Annotated in this window: 18 protein-coding genes; 10 read left to right on the top strand and 8 right to left on the bottom strand. The window is 68.2% G+C overall.

The annotated features are described in order from the left end of the window. The 3 genes from AC1DXV_RS11025 to AC1DXV_RS11015 all read left to right on the top strand — a co-directional run. The coding region (locus tag AC1DXV_RS11025) for a DUF58 domain-containing protein (protein WP_477933551.1) at nt 1-1,224 on the top strand (1,224 nt) is incomplete at its 5' end. A gap of 133 nt (nt 1,225-1,357) precedes the next feature. Further along, entirely contained in the window at nt 1,358-1,924 is a 567-nt protein-coding gene (locus AC1DXV_RS11020; protein WP_477864406.1) for a DUF805 domain-containing protein, read from the top strand. Between the two features lies 1 nt (nt 1,925). After that, nucleotides 1,926-2,501 (top strand): cob(I)yrinic acid a,c-diamide adenosyltransferase, encoded by a 576-nt coding sequence (locus AC1DXV_RS11015; RefSeq protein ID WP_047508167.1) that lies wholly within the window; start codon nt 1,926-1,928, stop codon nt 2,499-2,501. A gap of 9 nt (nt 2,502-2,510) precedes the next feature. Here AC1DXV_RS11015 and AC1DXV_RS11010 read toward each other — a convergent pair whose 3' ends face one another. Both AC1DXV_RS11010 and AC1DXV_RS11005 read right to left on the bottom strand, forming a co-directional pair. Continuing rightward, nucleotides 2,511-2,795 carry an EF-hand domain-containing protein gene (locus AC1DXV_RS11010; protein WP_047508166.1) on the bottom strand — a complete coding sequence of 95 codons (285 nt, stop codon included), beginning with the start codon at nt 2,793-2,795 and terminating at the stop codon, nt 2,511-2,513. A gap of 140 nt (nt 2,796-2,935) precedes the next feature. Then, on the bottom strand, nt 2,936-4,054 hold the full coding sequence (locus tag AC1DXV_RS11005; protein WP_477864405.1) for a 3-deoxy-7-phosphoheptulonate synthase: 1,119 nt from the start codon (nt 4,052-4,054) through the stop codon (nt 2,936-2,938). 320 nt (nt 4,055-4,374) lie between these two features. On the opposite strand from AC1DXV_RS11005, the gene AC1DXV_RS11000 reads away from it, so the two are divergent. Together AC1DXV_RS11000 and AC1DXV_RS10995 are read left to right on the top strand one after the other, a co-directional pair. Further along, a complete protein-coding gene (locus AC1DXV_RS11000; RefSeq protein WP_477864404.1) occupies nt 4,375-5,166 on the top strand; it encodes a fumarylacetoacetate hydrolase family protein in 792 nt (263 codons plus the stop codon). A gap of 113 nt (nt 5,167-5,279) precedes the next feature. Further along, complete coding sequence (locus AC1DXV_RS10995) at nt 5,280-5,942, top strand: hypothetical protein (protein ID WP_477864403.1); 663 nt, start codon at nt 5,280-5,282, stop codon at nt 5,940-5,942. Between the two features lie 31 nt (nt 5,943-5,973). Here the strand turns inward: AC1DXV_RS10995 and tldD are convergent, their stop codons facing one another. After that, entirely contained in the window at nt 5,974-7,449 is a 1,476-nt protein-coding gene (tldD, locus tag AC1DXV_RS10990) for a metalloprotease TldD (protein WP_477864402.1), read from the bottom strand. 197 nt (nt 7,450-7,646) lie between these two features. Between tldD and AC1DXV_RS10985 the strand changes: the two genes are divergently transcribed. Next, nucleotides 7,647-8,477, top strand: a complete 831-nt coding sequence (locus AC1DXV_RS10985) for a hypothetical protein (RefSeq protein ID WP_477864401.1) — start codon at nt 7,647-7,649, stop codon at nt 8,475-8,477. Nucleotide 8,478: 1 nt separating this feature from the next. On the opposite strand, the gene rsmI is transcribed toward AC1DXV_RS10985, so the two are convergent. Next, nucleotides 8,479-9,399, bottom strand: coding sequence for a 16S rRNA (cytidine(1402)-2'-O)-methyltransferase (rsmI, locus tag AC1DXV_RS10980; protein WP_477864400.1), 921 nt, complete (start codon nt 9,397-9,399; stop codon nt 8,479-8,481). 1 nt (nt 9,400) lies between these two features. Here rsmI and AC1DXV_RS10975 point away from each other — a divergent pair, with 1 nt between their 5' ends. The 3 genes from AC1DXV_RS10975 (at nt 9,401) to AC1DXV_RS10965 (ending at nt 11,106) form a co-directional block, all read left to right on the top strand. Further along, nucleotides 9,401-9,772, top strand: coding sequence for a YraN family protein (locus AC1DXV_RS10975; RefSeq protein ID WP_477864399.1), 372 nt, complete (start codon nt 9,401-9,403; stop codon nt 9,770-9,772). Between the two features lie 69 nt (nt 9,773-9,841). Then, nucleotides 9,842-10,438, top strand: coding sequence for a phosphoheptose isomerase (locus AC1DXV_RS10970; protein WP_477864398.1), 597 nt, complete (start codon nt 9,842-9,844; stop codon nt 10,436-10,438). Beyond that, entirely contained in the window at nt 10,435-11,106 is a 672-nt protein-coding gene (locus AC1DXV_RS10965; RefSeq protein ID WP_477864397.1) for a BON domain-containing protein, read from the top strand. Before AC1DXV_RS10970 ends, AC1DXV_RS10965 begins: the two co-directional genes overlap by 4 nt. Before the next feature lie 22 nt (nt 11,107-11,128). On the opposite strand, the gene AC1DXV_RS10960 is transcribed toward AC1DXV_RS10965, so the two are convergent. The 4 genes from AC1DXV_RS10960 to AC1DXV_RS10945 are packed head-to-tail and all read right to left on the bottom strand — an operon-like array spanning nt 11,129 to nt 14,906. Next, a complete protein-coding gene (locus AC1DXV_RS10960) occupies nt 11,129-12,022 on the bottom strand; it encodes an NAD(P)-dependent oxidoreductase (protein WP_477933549.1) in 894 nt (297 codons plus the stop codon). Between the two features lie 13 nt (nt 12,023-12,035). After that, the gene (locus tag AC1DXV_RS10955) at nt 12,036-13,172 is read right to left on the bottom strand and encodes a PilT/PilU family type 4a pilus ATPase (RefSeq protein ID WP_047508148.1); all 1,137 of its coding nucleotides are present in this window, start codon (nt 13,170-13,172) and stop codon (nt 12,036-12,038) included. An 18-nt stretch (nt 13,173-13,190) separates the two neighbouring features. Further along, nucleotides 13,191-13,844: a cyclic nucleotide-binding domain-containing protein gene (locus tag AC1DXV_RS10950; protein WP_082004502.1), complete on the bottom strand. Its 654-nt coding sequence runs from the start codon at nt 13,842-13,844 to the stop codon at nt 13,191-13,193. 18 nt (nt 13,845-13,862) lie between these two features. Then, on the bottom strand, nt 13,863-14,906 hold the full coding sequence (locus tag AC1DXV_RS10945; protein ID WP_056804275.1) for a type IV pilus twitching motility protein PilT: 1,044 nt from the start codon (nt 14,904-14,906) through the stop codon (nt 13,863-13,865). Between the two features lie 101 nt (nt 14,907-15,007). Here AC1DXV_RS10945 and AC1DXV_RS10940 point away from each other — a divergent pair, with 101 nt between their 5' ends. Continuing rightward, nucleotides 15,008-15,694: a YggS family pyridoxal phosphate-dependent enzyme gene (locus AC1DXV_RS10940; protein WP_477864395.1), complete on the top strand. Its 687-nt coding sequence runs from the start codon at nt 15,008-15,010 to the stop codon at nt 15,692-15,694.

The raw sequence follows: 15,694 nt of genomic DNA, 5'->3' as shown, positions 1-15,694 counted from the left end.
GGGCTGGCCTGGGCGCTGGCCGACCTGTGGCACACGCGCCGCAGCTGGGCGCGCGCGCCGCTGCGGCTGGAGCGGCGGCTGCCGCAGGCGCTCGCGATCGGCGTGCCGCGCGAGCTGGTGCTCAACCTCGTCAACGTGGCGACCTTGGGCTGGCGCGGCAGCGTGTTCGACGAGCTGGACGGCACGCTCGACTTCGACGGCCTGCCACGCAGCTTCCGCCTGCCGGGGCGCCGGCGCATCGAGCTGCGCTACCGCGTGACGCCGCGCCGGCGCGGCCCGGTGCGCTTCGGCGGCACCCAGCTGCGGCTGCGCTCGCGCGGCGGCAGCTTCGACTGGCTGCACCTGCTGGGCGAGCCGCAGCTGCTGCACGTGTACCCGAACTTCGCGGCGGTCGCGCGCTATGCGTGGCTGGCCGGCGACCGGCGGCTGTCGCAGATCGGCATCAAGACCTATGCGCAGCGCGGCGAGGGCACCGACTTCAAGCAGCTCGCCGACTACCAGAGCGGCGACCCGGTGCGCCACATCGACTGGAAGGCGACGCTGCGCCACGGCCGGCCGATCGTGCGGCAGTTCCAGGACGAGCGCGACCAGTGCGTGCTGTTCCTGCTCGACTGCGGCCGGCGGATGCGCGCCGACGAAGGGGCGACGAGCGCCGACGGCGGCCACTTCGACCAGGCGCTGAACGCGCTGATGCTGCTGACCCACGTCGCGCTGAAGGAGGGCGACGAGGTCGGCGCGCTGAGCTTCGGCCATGCGCCGGGGCAGCAGCGCCGCTTCGCGCCGCGCAAGGGGGCGGCGACGCTGAACGCGATGATGGCGCGGCTGTACGACATCGAGCCCGGCACCGACCACTCCGACTACCTCGAGGCGGCGCGCGACGTGATGCGGCTGCAGCGCAAGCGCGCGCTGGTGATCATGCTGACCAACTTCCGCGACGAGGATGCGGCCGAGCTGGTGCCGGCGCTGAAGCTGATGCGCACGCGCCACCTGGTGCTGGTGGCGAGCCTGCGCGAGCGGGTGCTGCGCGAGATCGCGGGCCAGCCGCTGGGGGTGGCCGAACGGGCGGTCGAGGTGGCCGGTGCGCACTGGTTCGAGCAGGCGCGGCGCGATGCCTTCCGGCGCGTGACCGGGCAGGACGCGCTGTCGGTCGACGTGGAGCCGCGCGACCTGCCGGTGGCGCTGGTGAACCGGTACCACGCGGTGAAGCGGTCGCGGCTGCTGTAGGTCGCCTCATCCATTCGCTTCATCCCCCAAGAATCCCCACTCGGGGGTGCTAGGCGCCGCAGGGGCGCTCCGCTACGATGGCCGCGCCGGTTTCCGGCCCACAACATCACATCATCCCGAGGAGAACTTCCGCATGGCCACTGCCAATCCCTCTGCCAATCCGTACCAGCCGCCGCGTGCGGCCGTTGCCGACATCGACCGAGCTTCGGGCGAGGTCCAGCCGATCAACCTGTGGTCCGCGCGTGGCCGCATCGGCCGCCTGCGCTATTTGGCCTACCTCGGTGCCAGCTACCTGCTGATGCTGCCGGTGTTCCTCGTGGCCGGCCTGATCATGGCCTTGACCAATTCGCCGTTCGTGGCGATGGCGATCTATGCCGTGGTCGGCATCGTCTACGCGGTCTGGGCCGTCATGATGATGATCCAGCGCTCGCACGACATGGGCTGGACCGGCTGGACGGTGCTGCTCGCGATCATTCCCTTTGTCGCGCTGATCTGGCTCTTCAAGGCCGGCACGCCGGGCCGCAACGAGTACGGCGCACCGCCGCCGCCGAACACCCGCGCGGTGAAGATCCTGGCCTGGGTCTTCCCGGCGTTCTTCGTGCTCGGCATCGTCGCGGCGATGGCGCTGCCGGCCTACCAGCAGTACACGATGCGCGCCAAGGCGGCACAGATCCAGGCGCAACCGCAGCAGCAGCCCTGAGATGGCGAATCGACTCACCCAGATCGCCACCCGCACCGGTGACGACGGCAGCACCGGCCTCGGCGACGGCACGCGCGTGCCGAAGGACCACCTGCGCGTGCAGGCGATGGGCGATGTCGACGAGTTGAACTCCACGCTCGGCGTGCTGCTCGCCGAGCCGCTGCCCGACGAGGTGCGCGAGCTGCTGGTCGTGATCCAGCACGAGCTGTTCAACCTCGGCGGCGAGTTGTCGATCCCCGGCTACGAGCTGCTGAAGGGCGATGCGGTGCTGCGCCTGGACGAGGCGCTGGCCCACCACAATGCCGCGCTGCCCCGGCTGAAGGAGTTCATCCTGCCGGCGGGCACGCGCAGCGCGGCGATCGCGCACGTGGGGCGCACCATCGCGCGGCGCGCCGAGCGCGCGGTGGTGGCGCTGGGGGCGCAAGAAGCGGTGCGGGCCGAGCCGCGGCAGTACCTGAACCGGCTGAGCGACCTGCTGTTCGTGCTGGCGCGCGTGCTGAACCGCGCCAACCTCGACGGGCTGGGCGGCGACGACGTGTACTGGCGCAGCGAGCGGCTGGCACGCGACGCGGACTGAGCCGCGCGGTCAGGGCGCCGCGTAGTACCCGACCGCGAACTCCGCGAGCGTCAGCTGGCCGTCGTGGTCGGCATCCAGCTTGTCGAACATCGACGCGATCACCGGCAGGCGTTCGGCTTCCTCGCGCGACAGCTTGCCGTCGCCGTTCACGTCGACGCGGGTGAACACGGCCTCCATCGCGGCCTTGTCCTTGGCCGAGGGCTCGGCCGCCGGCGTCACGGCCGAGGCCAGCAGCGCCGCGCCACCCAGCGTCAGGGCCAGCAGGCTGCTGCGAATGCGGTGCGGCGTGGTCATGGCGTGCCCCCGGGCAAGTGGATCGGACGCCGATTGCACCCGATTCGCTGCGCCAGGGCCAGTCTTCTTGCCAGGGCTTACCCGCGCTACATCTGCGTGACCGCCCTTACATGCGCAGATATGCTGCGCTTGGGTGCGGCTCAGCTGCGGCGCGCCTTGACCGCGTGGTGCAGCACGTCGAGCACCGTCAGCGAATCGTTCCAGCCGATGCAGGCGTCGGTGATGCTCTGGCCGTAGGCGAGCTGGGCCGGATCGTCCTTGCCGGCGCTGAACTTCTGCGCCCCGGCGTTCAGGTGGCTCTCGACCATCACGCCGAAGATGCGGCGGCTGCCGCCGGCGACCTGGCCGGCGATGTCGCGCGCGACGTCGATCTGGCGCTCGTGCTGCTTGCTGCTGTTGGCGTGCGAGCAGTCGACCATCAGCGACGGGTTCAGCTTCGCGGCTTCGAGGTCCTTGCAGGCCGCCTCGACGTGGACGGCGTCGTAGTTGGGCGTCTTGCCGCCGCGCAGGATCACGTGGCAGTCGGGGTTGCCGCGCGTCTCGACGATCGCGACCTGGCCGTTCTTGTGCACCGACAGGAAGTGGTGCGCGCGGGCCGCGGCCTGGATCGCGTCGGTGGCGATGCGGATGTTGCCGTCGGTGCCGTTCTTGAAGCCGATCGGCGCCGACAGGCCCGAGGCCAGTTCGCGGTGCACCTGGCTCTCGGTGGTGCGCGCGCCGATCGCGCCCCAGGAGATCAGGTCGCCGATGTACTGCGGCGAGATCACGTCGAGGAACTCGCTGCCGGCCGGCATGCCCAGTCGGTTGATCTCGGTCAGCAGCTGGCGCGCGATGCGCAGGCCCTCGTCGATGCGGTAGCTCTCGTCGAGGTAGGGGTCGTTGATCAGGCCCTTCCAGCCGACGGTGGTGCGCGGCTTCTCGAAGTAGACGCGCATCACGATCTCGAGCGTGTCGGCGTACTTCAGGCGCTGCTCGCGCAGCTTGCGGGCGTACTCGACGGCGGCGACCGGGTCGTGGATCGAGCACGGTCCCATCACGACGAGCAGGCGGTCGTCACGGCCGGCGACGATGTTCTTGATGCGCTGGCGGGTGTCGGCGATCAGCGTTTCGGCGGCCGTGCCGCGGATCGGGAAGAAGCGAACCAGGTGTTCGGGCGGGGGCAGCGGAGTCACGTCCTGGATCCTTTCGTCGTCGGTCTGGCCTGTCTTGTCGATGGGCGCATACCAACCCTCCGTGGCGCTGGCGGACTTGGCGTTCATGGGCGTGATCTCCTGCTGGGATGGGAAGGTGGAACTTCGGGAGGGCAAAAAAAAACCGCCGGGGGAGCCCGGCGGTTTGGTGAGTTCTTTGCGTTTGTGTCTTACAGCCTACGCGCTGACCTCTCCTCCGCCGGGCGGTGCGAGAACCAAAAGTAGGCAAAGAAGAAGGACGGGACGAAACGCATGGGCGCGAATGTAGCACGGCCTCCGGATCGGCCGTCAAGCTCGTTTTTTGCACAGGTGTTTGCCGTCGCGGGGAAATTGACAGCGCTGCGCGGGCGCGGGTCAATGGCGGTTTGCCGACAAGACAGGAGACAAGCATGGACCGACGACACCTGATTTCCACCAGCGCCGTGATGGGCCTGGGCGCCGTGGCCGGTTGCGCCACCGACAGCCGTGTCGGTGCGGCCGGCGGCGCGAAGACCGCGTTCGACGTGCCGCAGCCGACGCTGCCGGTGGTCGGCAGCGCCGAGCTGTTCCCGGTGCGCCGCATCTACTGCATCGGCCGCAACTACGCGGCGCATGCGCGCGAGATGGGGTCGGATCCGACCCGCGAGCCGCCGTTCTTCTTCCAGAAGCCGAGCGATGCGGTGCAGTTCGTCGCGCCCGGCAGCACCGGCGAGCACCCGTACCCGCCGCTGACGAAGAACTACCACTACGAGATCGAGCTCGTCGCGGCGCTGCACCGCGGCGGGCGCAACGTGCCGCCGGAGCAGGCGCTCGATCTCGTCTACGGCTATGCGATCGGGCTGGACATGACGCGCCGCGACCTGCAACGCGCGATGGGCGACGAGAAGAAGCCGTGGGAGATCGGCAAGAGCTTCGACCGCTCGGCACCGATCGGGCCGATCCACCGCGTGGCGCAGGTCGGGCATTTCACGCAGGGCTCGATCACGCTGAAGGTGAACGGCCAGCTCAAGCAGAACGCCGACCTGAAGCAGATGATCTGGAGCGTGGCCGAGCAGATCAGCAAGCTCTCGCAGGCCTTCGAGCTGAAGCCCGGCGACATCATCTTCAGCGGCACGCCGGAGAATGTGGGGCCGGTGGTGCCGGGGGATGTGATGCAGGGGGAGATCGCGGGCTTGCCGGTGTTGAGCGTGCGGGTGGCCTGACGGAACGAATCCCGCGGCGCGGGCACAGAGTGGGCAACGCCGCGGGCATGGCGATGGAACGTCGCGATGCAACGCAGTGCGCGGGCGTTGGCATCGCAACTACCTCATGCACCATGGCCTTCAACACCATCGAACGCAAACGCAGCAGTTCACCGGCGACCGAGCAGTCTTCGCCACCGCCCTCGCCGACCAGCGCATCGGCGCAGAAGACGGCGATATCGAATGCAAGGCACACGGTGTCCGCCCTGGTCACCGACTCGCTCACGATCGATGCGGAACGCCAGGTGCGGTTGGACGCGAAACTGGCCGAAAAAATATCAGATTACGAGGGGCAGATCGCGCAGCTGAAAACCTCTCCCCGCAAGGCCTGTGCAGAAGAGATCGCGGCGCTCCAGCAGAAGGTGGCTGCGCTGCGGCAGGGCGATCGGCGGCCCGTCTCCGTCACATTGCCTCCGCTGAGAAAATTGCCTCCCGAGAAGAAGCGATCGATGCGTACGGTTCGATGGTCACTGTCACCGCGCAGCACGTCCGACCAGATCAATGTGAGCCCCAGAGCCTCGCAGACCGCACGCTCCGAATCGAAGCGAACCAAGGATCAGCGGAGGTACTGGGCGCTGATGGAGGAGCGGAAACCGTTGGTGCAGGCACTGCACCGCATTGACAACGAACTCCTGACCTTGGCGGCGGAATTGAACCTGCCGCCACCGAAGCCGCCAGCCGTCAAGCCCCCGCTGCCCAGCGGGCGGAGCGACATGCAGCCCCCGAGCCAGCTGTGACGGCCCGGCGCTTGGCGCTTGGCGCCGCCCGTCAGGCCGTCCCGCCCACCGTCATCTTGTCGATGCGCAAGGTGGGCTGCCCCACCCCCACCGGCACGCTCTGCCCTTCCTTGCCGCACACGCCGACGCCGGTGTCGAGCTTCATGTCGTTGCCGATCATGCTGACGCGGGTCAGCGCGTCGGGGCCGTTGCCGATGATGGTGGCGCCCTTCACCGGGTACTGGATCTTGCCGTTCTCGACCCAGAAGGCTTCCGACGCGGAGAACACGAACTTGCCGCTGGTGATGTCGACCTGCCCGCCGCCGAAGTTGGTGGCGTACAGCCCGCGCTTCAGGCCGGCGATGATCTCTTCCTTGGTCTTGTCGCCGCCCAGCATGTAGGTGTTGGTCATGCGCGGCATCGGCACGGCCGCATAGCTCTCGCGGCGGCCGTTGCCGGTCGGCGCGACGCCCATCAGGCGGGCGTTCATCGAATCCTGGATGTAGCCCTTCAGGATGCCGTCCTCGATCAACACGTTGCGCTGCGTGGCATTGCCTTCGTCGTCGACGTTCAGCGAGCCGCGGCGGTCGGGCAGCGTGCCGTCGTCGAGCACGGTGACGCCCTTGGCCGCCACGCGCTGGCCGATGCGGCCGCTGAAGGCGCTGGAGCCCTTGCGGTTGAAGTCGCCCTCGAGCCCGTGGCCGATGGCCTCGTGCAGCAGCACGCCGGGCCAGCCCGGGCCGAGCACGACGCTCATCTCGCCGGCCTTGGCCGGGCGCGATTCGAGGTTGGTGAGGGCCGCCTTGACGGCATCGTTGACGTAGCTCTCGATGATGTTGTCGTGGAAGTAGCCGAGCCCGAAGCGGCCGCCGCCGCCGCCGGAGCCGACCTCGCGGCGCACCTCGCCGGCGATGGTCTGCTCGGCGATCACGGTGACCGACAGCCGCACCAGCGGCCGCACGTCGGCGGCCAGCGTGCCGTCGGCACGGGCGACCAGCACCACGTCGTATTCGGCGGCGATGCCGGCCATCACCTGCTTGATGCGCGGATCCTTGGCGCGGGCGAGCTTCTCGACGCGCTCCAGCAGCGCGACCTTCTGCGTGCTGTCGAGCGTGGCGATCGGGTCCATCGGCGCATAGAGCACGCGGCTGCCGGCGATCTTCGGCGTGCCGCCGATCTTGACCGTGCGGCTCTGGCCGGCCGCGGCGATGGTGCGCACGGTGGCGGCCGCATCGAGCAGCGCGGCCTCGGAGATGTCGTCGGAGTAGGCGAAGGCAGTCTTCTCGCCGGCCACCGCGCGCACGCCGACGCCCTGGTCGATGCCGAAGCTGCCGCTCTTCACGATGCCTTCCTCGAGGCTCCAGCCTTCGCTGCGCGTGTACTGGAAGTAGAGGTCGGCGTCGTCGATGCGGTGCGTCGCGATGGCCTGCAGGGCCTGCGAGAGCGTGGCATCGGTCAGGCCGAAGGGTTCGAGCAGCAGCGAGCGGGCAACGGCCAGTCGTTCGAGGGTGGGTTCGCGCGAGATCATGGCGGCGGCTCCTGTGGGGTGGTGGGGCATTCTAGGAGCGTGCGCACGAAAGCTTGCCGGGACGGGCTTTGGCGCTCAGGGGAATGCAGGGAACGATGAACGAGGACGGACGGAACCGTTCATCTGGCACTGTTACTCAGGGTGGGTTCCAGCTGTCGCGTGCTGGACGACCCACCCACGGCACGACAGGAGTTTCCTTGAGCACCACCCGGTTTCCACCAGCATCGCCACGGATCATCAAGAGCCCGCGCTCGCCGGAGAAGACAGCCAGCAAGAAGAGTGTGAAGAAGCTCTCCCTGGAACGCAGGAATTCCAAGGACACCGTCGTGTCTCAGATGGGTGGCTTCAAGAAGTTGGAAGTGCCACGAGGGCAGGAAGTGGTTATCACACCCGTGAGGCTGACGAAGGCGCAAAGGAAGAAGCTGGAAGAAGAGGCGGGGGGATCGGAGAACGAGGGATTGACTGTCAAAGATCTGACGCAGGATCAGATCTTGGCGCAGAAGCAGCAGTTGACACGACTGGGAATTCCTCCGTTGGACCTGCCCGCCGAAGACAAGGCTTCCCATCCTTCTCCGCGCATCTCGCAATCACCACGACCCGCCACGTCGCCACACCGCCATGGCGCGAAGAAGCCGGTGCTGGCGTCGACGCCGCGTGTCCTTCCCGATACGCCGCGCGTGGCAAGTCCAAGGAGCAAGACCCCGCGCGAGTCGCGCCGCCTCATGCCAGGCCGTTCCGAGGTTTCCACGGCGACGCGGGGTGATCCTGCCAATGCGCGTTTGGAATACCTGGATCTCAAGCTCGGCTTCAAGCGCGAGGAGGTCGACGGCCTCAAGCGCCAGTACGAGGCAGCGAAGCAAGGCCTGGGACTGCTTCAGCAGAAGAGGGACCAACTGGCGGCGAGGACCTTCCACGGCGCTCGTTCCGAACATGCTCGGGACGAAGAGGGAGCGAAGGCGAACGCTTACGAGGAGATCGACGAGATGATCGGCATCCTGCAACTGGAGGACGAACATCGCCAGCAATAGCTCACACCTCGCCGGCACCCTCGCCTTCGCGCTTGAGCCGCAGCGCCTGCTCATACAGCACATTGCGGGGTTGACCCGTCAGGCTGGCCGCCAGCGACACGGCTTGCTTGAGTGGCAATTCCGCGAGCAGTGTTTGCAGCGTCGTGGTGGCGTGCGCTTCGTCATCGCCGACGGCCTGCGCTTGCCCATGGAGCACGAGCACGAATTCGCCACGCACGCGGTTGGCGTCCGCGGCAAGCCATGCCGGCAGTTGATCGGCCGGCATCGTCGCGACGCCCTCGAACTGCTTGGTCAGCTCGCGGCACACCGTCAGCGGTCGCGCACCGCACGCGGCGGCCATCGCGGTTGCCAACGCCTCGATCCGATGCGGCGCCTCGAACAGCACCTGCGCAGTGGCACGCGCCGCCACCGCAGACAGCGCACGCTGCCGCTCCCCACCCTTCGCCGGCAGGAAGCCGACGAACTCGAAGCCGCCCGTGACGGCATCCCCCGCCACGCTCAACGCCGCCAACGCACTGCTGGCGCCCGGGAGCGGCACGCACCGGTACCCCGCCCCCTGCGCAGCAGCCACCAGCACCGCCCCCGGATCGCTCACCGCCGGCGTCCCCGCATCGCTCACATACGCCACCCGCTCACCCCGCGCCAGCCGTGCCAGCACCGCCTGCGCCGCCTCGCGCTCGTTGTGCTCGTGCACCGCGAGCAGCGGCTTGTCGAGCCCCAGGTGGCGCATCAGCTGCGCGCTGTGCCGCGTGTCCTCGCAGGCCACCGCGTCGACCAGCGACAGCACGTGGATCGCGCGCAAGGTGATGTCGGCCAGGTTGCCGATCGGCGTCGCGACCACATAGAGCGCGCCGGCGGGATACTGCTGCGCGCCCGCCGCCGCTTCGGCAGCCTTCAGCAACAACGATGAGTCCAGGGTCACGATGGTCCAGACGACGAAGGAGGTGGGAGACGACGGCGAGGCCCGGGCGCTCGCGCACCTGCTGCGTCACGGCCTCGTGCTGGTGCGGCGCAATTATCGGGTCGCGGCCGGCCCGCGCGCCCGCGGCGGCGAGGTCGACCTGATCCTGCGCGAGCGCGACGGCACGCTGGTGTTCGTCGAGGTGCGGGCCCGCGCCCGGCTCGGCCACGGCGGCGCGGCAGCAAGCGTCGGGGGCATCAAGCAACGTCGTGTCATCTTCGCGGCGCACCATTTCCTGCGCAGCTACCCGACCCTGCCGCCCTGCCGCTTCGACGTGGTGGCCATCGATGGCGAGCACCTGGAATGGCTGAAGGCGGCCTTCGATGCAGGTTGAAAGGGGTTGAGCGGGCGGTCACACCCCTCGGAACCAAGCTGGTGCACCCGTGTCATATGATCCATGCCCATGCTTGAACAACGAATCCAGCAACAATTCTTCGACAGCGCCGACCTGAAGTACGCCGCCGCCGAGATCCTCTCCCGTCCCATCGCCGATGCCGTCAGTGCCGTCGTCGGCAGCATCACCTCCGGCGGCAAGGTGCTGGCCTGCGGCAACGGCGGCTCGGCGAGCGATGCCCAACACTTCGCGGCCGAGTTCGTCGGCCGCTTCGAGCGCGAACGCCCTGGCCTCGCCGCGATCGCGCTGACCACCGACACGTCGATCCTGACGGCGATCGGCAACGACTACGATTTCAACGTGATCTTCTCGAAGCAGGTGCAGGCGCTCGGCGCCCCCGGCGACGTGCTGATCGCGATCACCACCAGCGGCAACTCCGCCAACGTGCTGGCCGCGGTCGAGGCCGCCCACGCGAAGGAGATGACCGTGATCGCCCTCACCGGCCGCGGTGGCGGCAAGATGGCGGGCGAACTCACCGAAACCGACGTGCACATCTGCGTGCCCCACGAACGCACCGCGCGCATCCAGGAAGTCCACATCCTCGCGCTGCATTGCCTGTGCGATGCGGTCGATCTGCAATTGCTGGGTGAACAGGAAAACACATGAAGTCTCTCTCGTCCCTCTCTCGCTTTTCTCCCCTCACCGTCGTCGTGGCCGCCGTCGTGGCCACCTCCAGCCTGTCCGGCTGCGCCGCCTTCTTCATCGGCGGCGCGATGGTCGGCGGCACGCTGGTCGCGACCGACCGCCGCACCTCCGGCGCCCAGATCGAAGACCAGTCCATCGAGCTGAAGGGCGGCAAGCGCCTGAGCGAGGTCACCGATCAGCAGAAATCGCGCGTCAGCATCACCAGCTACAACCGCATGGTGCTGCTGACCGGCGAGGTGCAGACCGACACCGAGAAAGCCGCCGCCGAACAGGCCGTGACGCAGCTCGAGAACGTGCGCACCGTCGTCAACGAGATCACGCTGGCCGGCAACAACACCTTCAGCCGCAGCGGCGCGAGCGATGCGCTGCTCACCAGCAAGGTCAAGGCGACGCTGATCGATGCGCGCGACGTGATGGCCAACGCGTTCAAGGTGGTCACCGAGCGCGGCACCGTCTACCTGATGGGCGTCGTCACGCAGCGCGAGGCCGACCGCGCGACCGACCTGGCGCGCAGCATCAGCGGCGTGCAGAAGGTGGTGCGGGTGTTCGAGATCGTCAGCGAAGACGAACTCGCGCGGCTGCGCCCGGCCGACCCGCCGAAGCCGGCGACGTCGTCGAACAAGCCCTGATCAGAGCAGGCCTTGACGGGCCTTACTTGAGTCGGGTGATGAGGCTGGAGGTGTCCCAGCGCTGGCCGCCGGTGGCCTGCACGTCGGCATAGAACTGGTCGACCAGCGCGGTGACCGGCAGCCGCGCGCCGTTGCGCTTGGCCTCGTCGAGCACCAGGCCCAGGTCCTTGCGCATCCAGTCGACCGCGAAGCCGAAGTCGAACTTGCCGTCGATCATCGTCGGCCCGCGGTTGTCCATCTGCCAGCTCTGCGCGGCGCCCTTGCCGATCACGCCGAGCACGGCCTTCATGTCGAGCCCGGCCTTCTGGCCGAACGCGACCGCCTCGGCCAGGCCCTGCACCAGCCCGGCGATGCAGATCTGGTTCACCATCTTGGCCAGTTGGCCGGCACCGCTCTCGCCGAGCAGCGTGACGGCCTTCGCAAACGCCATCGCGACCGGCTGGGCCTTCGCGAACGCGCCGGCCTCACCGCCGCACATCACGGTCAGCGCGCCGTTGATCGCGCCCAGGTTGCCGCCGGACACCGGCGCATCGATGAAGTGCAGGCCGAGCGGGCGGGCGGCGGCATCGAGCTCGCGCGCCACCTCGGCCGAGGCGGTGGTGTGGTCGACGAAGATCGCCCCCGGCTTCATGCCGGCGAAGGCGCCTTCGGGCCCGGTGGTCACCGCGCGCAGGTCGTCGTCGTTGCCGACGCAGGCGAACACCAGGTCGGCGCCGGCCACCGCGGCTTTCGGCGTCGCGGCGCTCGCGCCGCCATATTCCTTCACCCACTGCGCCGCCTTGGCCGCGGTGCGGTTGTAGACGGTCACGCGGTGCCCGGCGCGCGCCAGGTGCCCGGCCATCGGGTGGCCCATCACGCCCAGGCCCAGGAAGGCCACGGTCTGCGCGGCGATCGGCTCGTAGGTCTTGGTGCTCATCGCGGGCGTGTCCTCAGACGATGGTCAGGTGTTCGGTGCCGGCCGACAGGTCGCTGCTGCGCGCGCGGTTGCTGTTCAGCTTGATCTGCAGCCGCAGGTCGTTCACCGAATCGGCGTTGCGCAGCGCGTCTTCGTAGGTCACCAGGTGGTTCTCGTAGAGGTCGAACAGGCTCTGGTCGAAGGTCTGCATGCCCAGCTCGCGCGACTTCTTCATGATCTCCTTGATCTCGGAGACCTCGCCCTTGAAGATCAGCTCGGAGATCAGCGGCGTGTTCAGCATGATCTCCACCGCGGCGATCCGCCCGCGGCCTTCCTGGCGCGGCAGCAGGCGCTGCGACACCAGCGATTTCAGGTTCAGCGACAAGTCCATCAGCAGCTGGGCGCGGCGTTCTTCGGGGAAGAAGTTGATGATCCGGTCGAGCGCCTGGTTGGCGCTGTTGGCGTGCAGCGTGGCCATGCACAGGTGGCCGGTCTCGGCGAATGCCACCGCGTGCTCCATGGTCTCGCGGTCGCGGATTTCGCCCATCAGGATCACGTCGGGCGCCTGGCGCAGCGTGTTCTTCAGCGCCTGGCCCCAGCCCTCGGTGTCGAGGCCGACCTCGCGCTGCGTGACGATGCAGTTCTTGTGCGGGTGCACGAACTCGACCGGGTCTTCGATCGTGATGATGTGGCCGTACGAGTTCTCGTTGCGGAAGTCGACCATCGCCGCCAGCGAGGTGCTCTTGCCCGAGCCGGTGGCGCCGACGAAGATCACGAGACCGCGCTTGGTCATCGTCACGTCCTTCAGCACCTGCGGCAGGTTCAGGCTGTCGATGGTCGGCAGCGTCTGCGGAATCGTCCGCATCACCAGCCCGACATGGCCCTGCTGCACGAAGGCATTCACGCGGAAGCGGCCGATGCCCTGCGGCGAGATCGCGAAGTTGCACTCCTTGGTGCGCTCGAACTCGGCGGCCTGCTTGTCGTTCATCACCGAGCGCGTCAATGCCAGTGTGTGCTGGCCGGTCAGCGGCTGCGGCGACACCTTGGTGACCTTGCCGTCGACCTTGATGGCCGGCGGGAAGTCCGCGGTGAGGAACAAGTCGGACCCGTTGCGCGACACCATCAGGCGCAGCAGGTCGTTGACGAATTTCGATGCCTGGTCTCTTTCCATGATGCTTCCTCTGGCCCGTCAGGTGCTGGACAACAAGGCACTCAGCCGGGCGCTGACCTGCCGCAAACGCAATGACAAACGCCGCGACAGCGAGGCCAGCAGGGCCAGGCCGAGTCGCGGCTCGAACATGATCATCTCATCCAATCGCTGCGCATCCACCACCGCGAGGGTACACGGCGTCAGCGTGGTGCAGGCGGAGAAGCGGGCGCCCGCGTCGAGCAGCGACATCTCGCCCAGCATGTCGCCGGCCCGCGCCTCGGCCAGCCGGGCCCGCCCGCCCCAGGGCTGGATGCGGTCGACGGCCAGCGTGCCGTCGAGCACGATCAGCATGTAGTCGCCCTGCTCGTCCTGGCCGATCACTTCCTTGTTGGCCGGCACCTGCACGAACTGCAGGTACTGGCTCATGCGCTGCAGCTCGTCGGGGCTGAGTGCCGCCACGTAGCGGTCGGCGCCCCACAGCCGGGCGAACAGCGGCTCGGCCTGCTTGCGCTCGATCGGGGTGGCGCCCACCGCCGGGGCGCGCGCGGCCCAGGTGGCCAGCTCCTGCGTGTCTTCGGCGCGGTCGGCGAACTGGGTCGAGAAGAAGCCGGATTCGCTGAGGCCTGCGTCTTCCTTCGACACCGCGGGCGTGTCGTCGCCGCCGCGCTTCAGGCGATCAAAGAGTCGTTTCACGCGGCACCTGGGGGCGGATCAGCCGGGGAAGTTTTCGGGGAACTTCGCCTTCGAGCGCGCTTCGGCCGGCGAGATGATGTTGCGGCGAACCAGGTCCGACAGGTTCTGGTCGAGCGTCTGCATGCCCACGGTGTTGCCGGTCTGGATCGATGAATACATCTGCGCGATCTTGTTCTCGCGGATCAGGTTGCGGATGGCCGCGGTGCCCAGCATGATCTCGTGCGCCGCGGCGCGGCCGCTGCCGTCCTTCAGCTTGCACAGCGTCTGCGAGATCACGCCGATCAGCGATTCCGACAGCATCGAACGCACCATTTCCTTCTCGGCGGCCGGGAACACGTCGACCACGCGGTCGATGGTCTTGGCGGCCGAGCTGGTGTGCAGCGTGCCGAACACCAGGTGGCCCGTCTCGGCGGCGGTCAGCGCGAGGCGGATGGTTTCCAGGTCGCGCATTTCGCCGACCAGGATGCAGTCCGGGTCTTCGCGCAGCGCCGAGCGCAGCGCGTTCGCGAAGCTCAGCGTGTGCGGGCCGACCTCGCGCTGGTTGACCAGGCACTTCTTGGATTCGTGCACGAACTCGATCGGGTCTTCGACCGTCAGCACGTGGCCGTACTCGTTTTCGTTCAGGTGGTTGACCATCGCGGCCAGCGTGGTCGATTTGCCCGAGCCGGTCGGGCCGGTGACGAGCACCAGGCCGCGCGGCTTCAGCGCGAGCTCGGCGAACACCTTGGGCGTGTTGAGCTGCTCGAGCGTCAGGATCTTCGACGGAATGGTCCGGAACACGGCGCCGGCGCCGCGGTTCTGGTTGAAGGCGTTGACCCGGAAGCGAGCCAGGCCCTGGATCTCGAACGAGAAGTCGCACTCGAGCGTTTCTTCGTAGTTCTTGCGCTGCGAGTCGTTCATGATGTCGTAGACCATCTCGTGCACCTGCTTGTGCTCGAGCGGGTCGACATTGATGCGGCGCACATCGCCGTGCACGCGGATCATCGGCGGCAGCCCTGCCGACAAGTGAAGGTCGGAGGCCTTGTTCTTGACCGAGAACGCGAGCAGTTGGGTGATGTCCATGGGGTGCTTGTAAGAGGTTGTGAGCGGCCACCTCGTCGGCGCGGCTCGCTGCGCCGCCTTTCCCGGGTGTCCCTGGTGGCTTGGGATAGGCTCGGGGAATTATGGCGACGATTGCTTCGAACATACAACAAGTGCACCAACGCATCACGCAGGCGTGTGTGCTCTCACAACGCCCCGTGCGAAGCGTCACGCTGCTGAGTGTTACCAAAACCTTCGGGCCGCAGGCCGTGCGCGAGGCCTTTGCCGCCGGCGAACGCCGCTTCGGCGAGAACTACGTGCAGGAGGGCGTCGACAAGATCGCCGCGCTGGCCGAGCTGCGCAGCGAGATCGAATGGCACCTGATCGGCCCGTTGCAGAGCAACAAGACGCGCGTCGTCGCCGAGCAGTTCGACTGGGTGCACACGGTCGACCGGCTGAAGATCGCGCAGCGCCTGGCCGAGCAGCGGCCTGCCCATCTGGCACCGCTGCAGCTGTGCCTGCAGGTCAACATCAGCGGCGAGGCGAGCAAGAGCGGGCTGGCGCCGGGCGAGGTGGCCGAGGTGGCGCGCGAGGTGGCCGGCCTGCCGGGGGTGCGGCTGCGCGGGCTGATGGCGATTCCGGAGCCGGCGGCTGACCCCGAGGCGCAGCGCGTACCGCACCGGGCGCTGCGGCAACTGCTGGAGCAACTGAACGCCGGCGGCCTCACGCTCGACACCTTGTCGATGGGCATGTCGACCGACCTCGACGCGGCGATCGCCGAGGGCGCGACGATGGTGCGCGTCGGCAGCGCAATATTCGGCGGTCGCTGA

Source organism: Rhizobacter sp. P3_C12, assembly GCF_056402735.1.
Note: the sequence above shows the minus strand (reverse complement) of the source record. Positions and strands in the feature narration are given on the sequence as shown.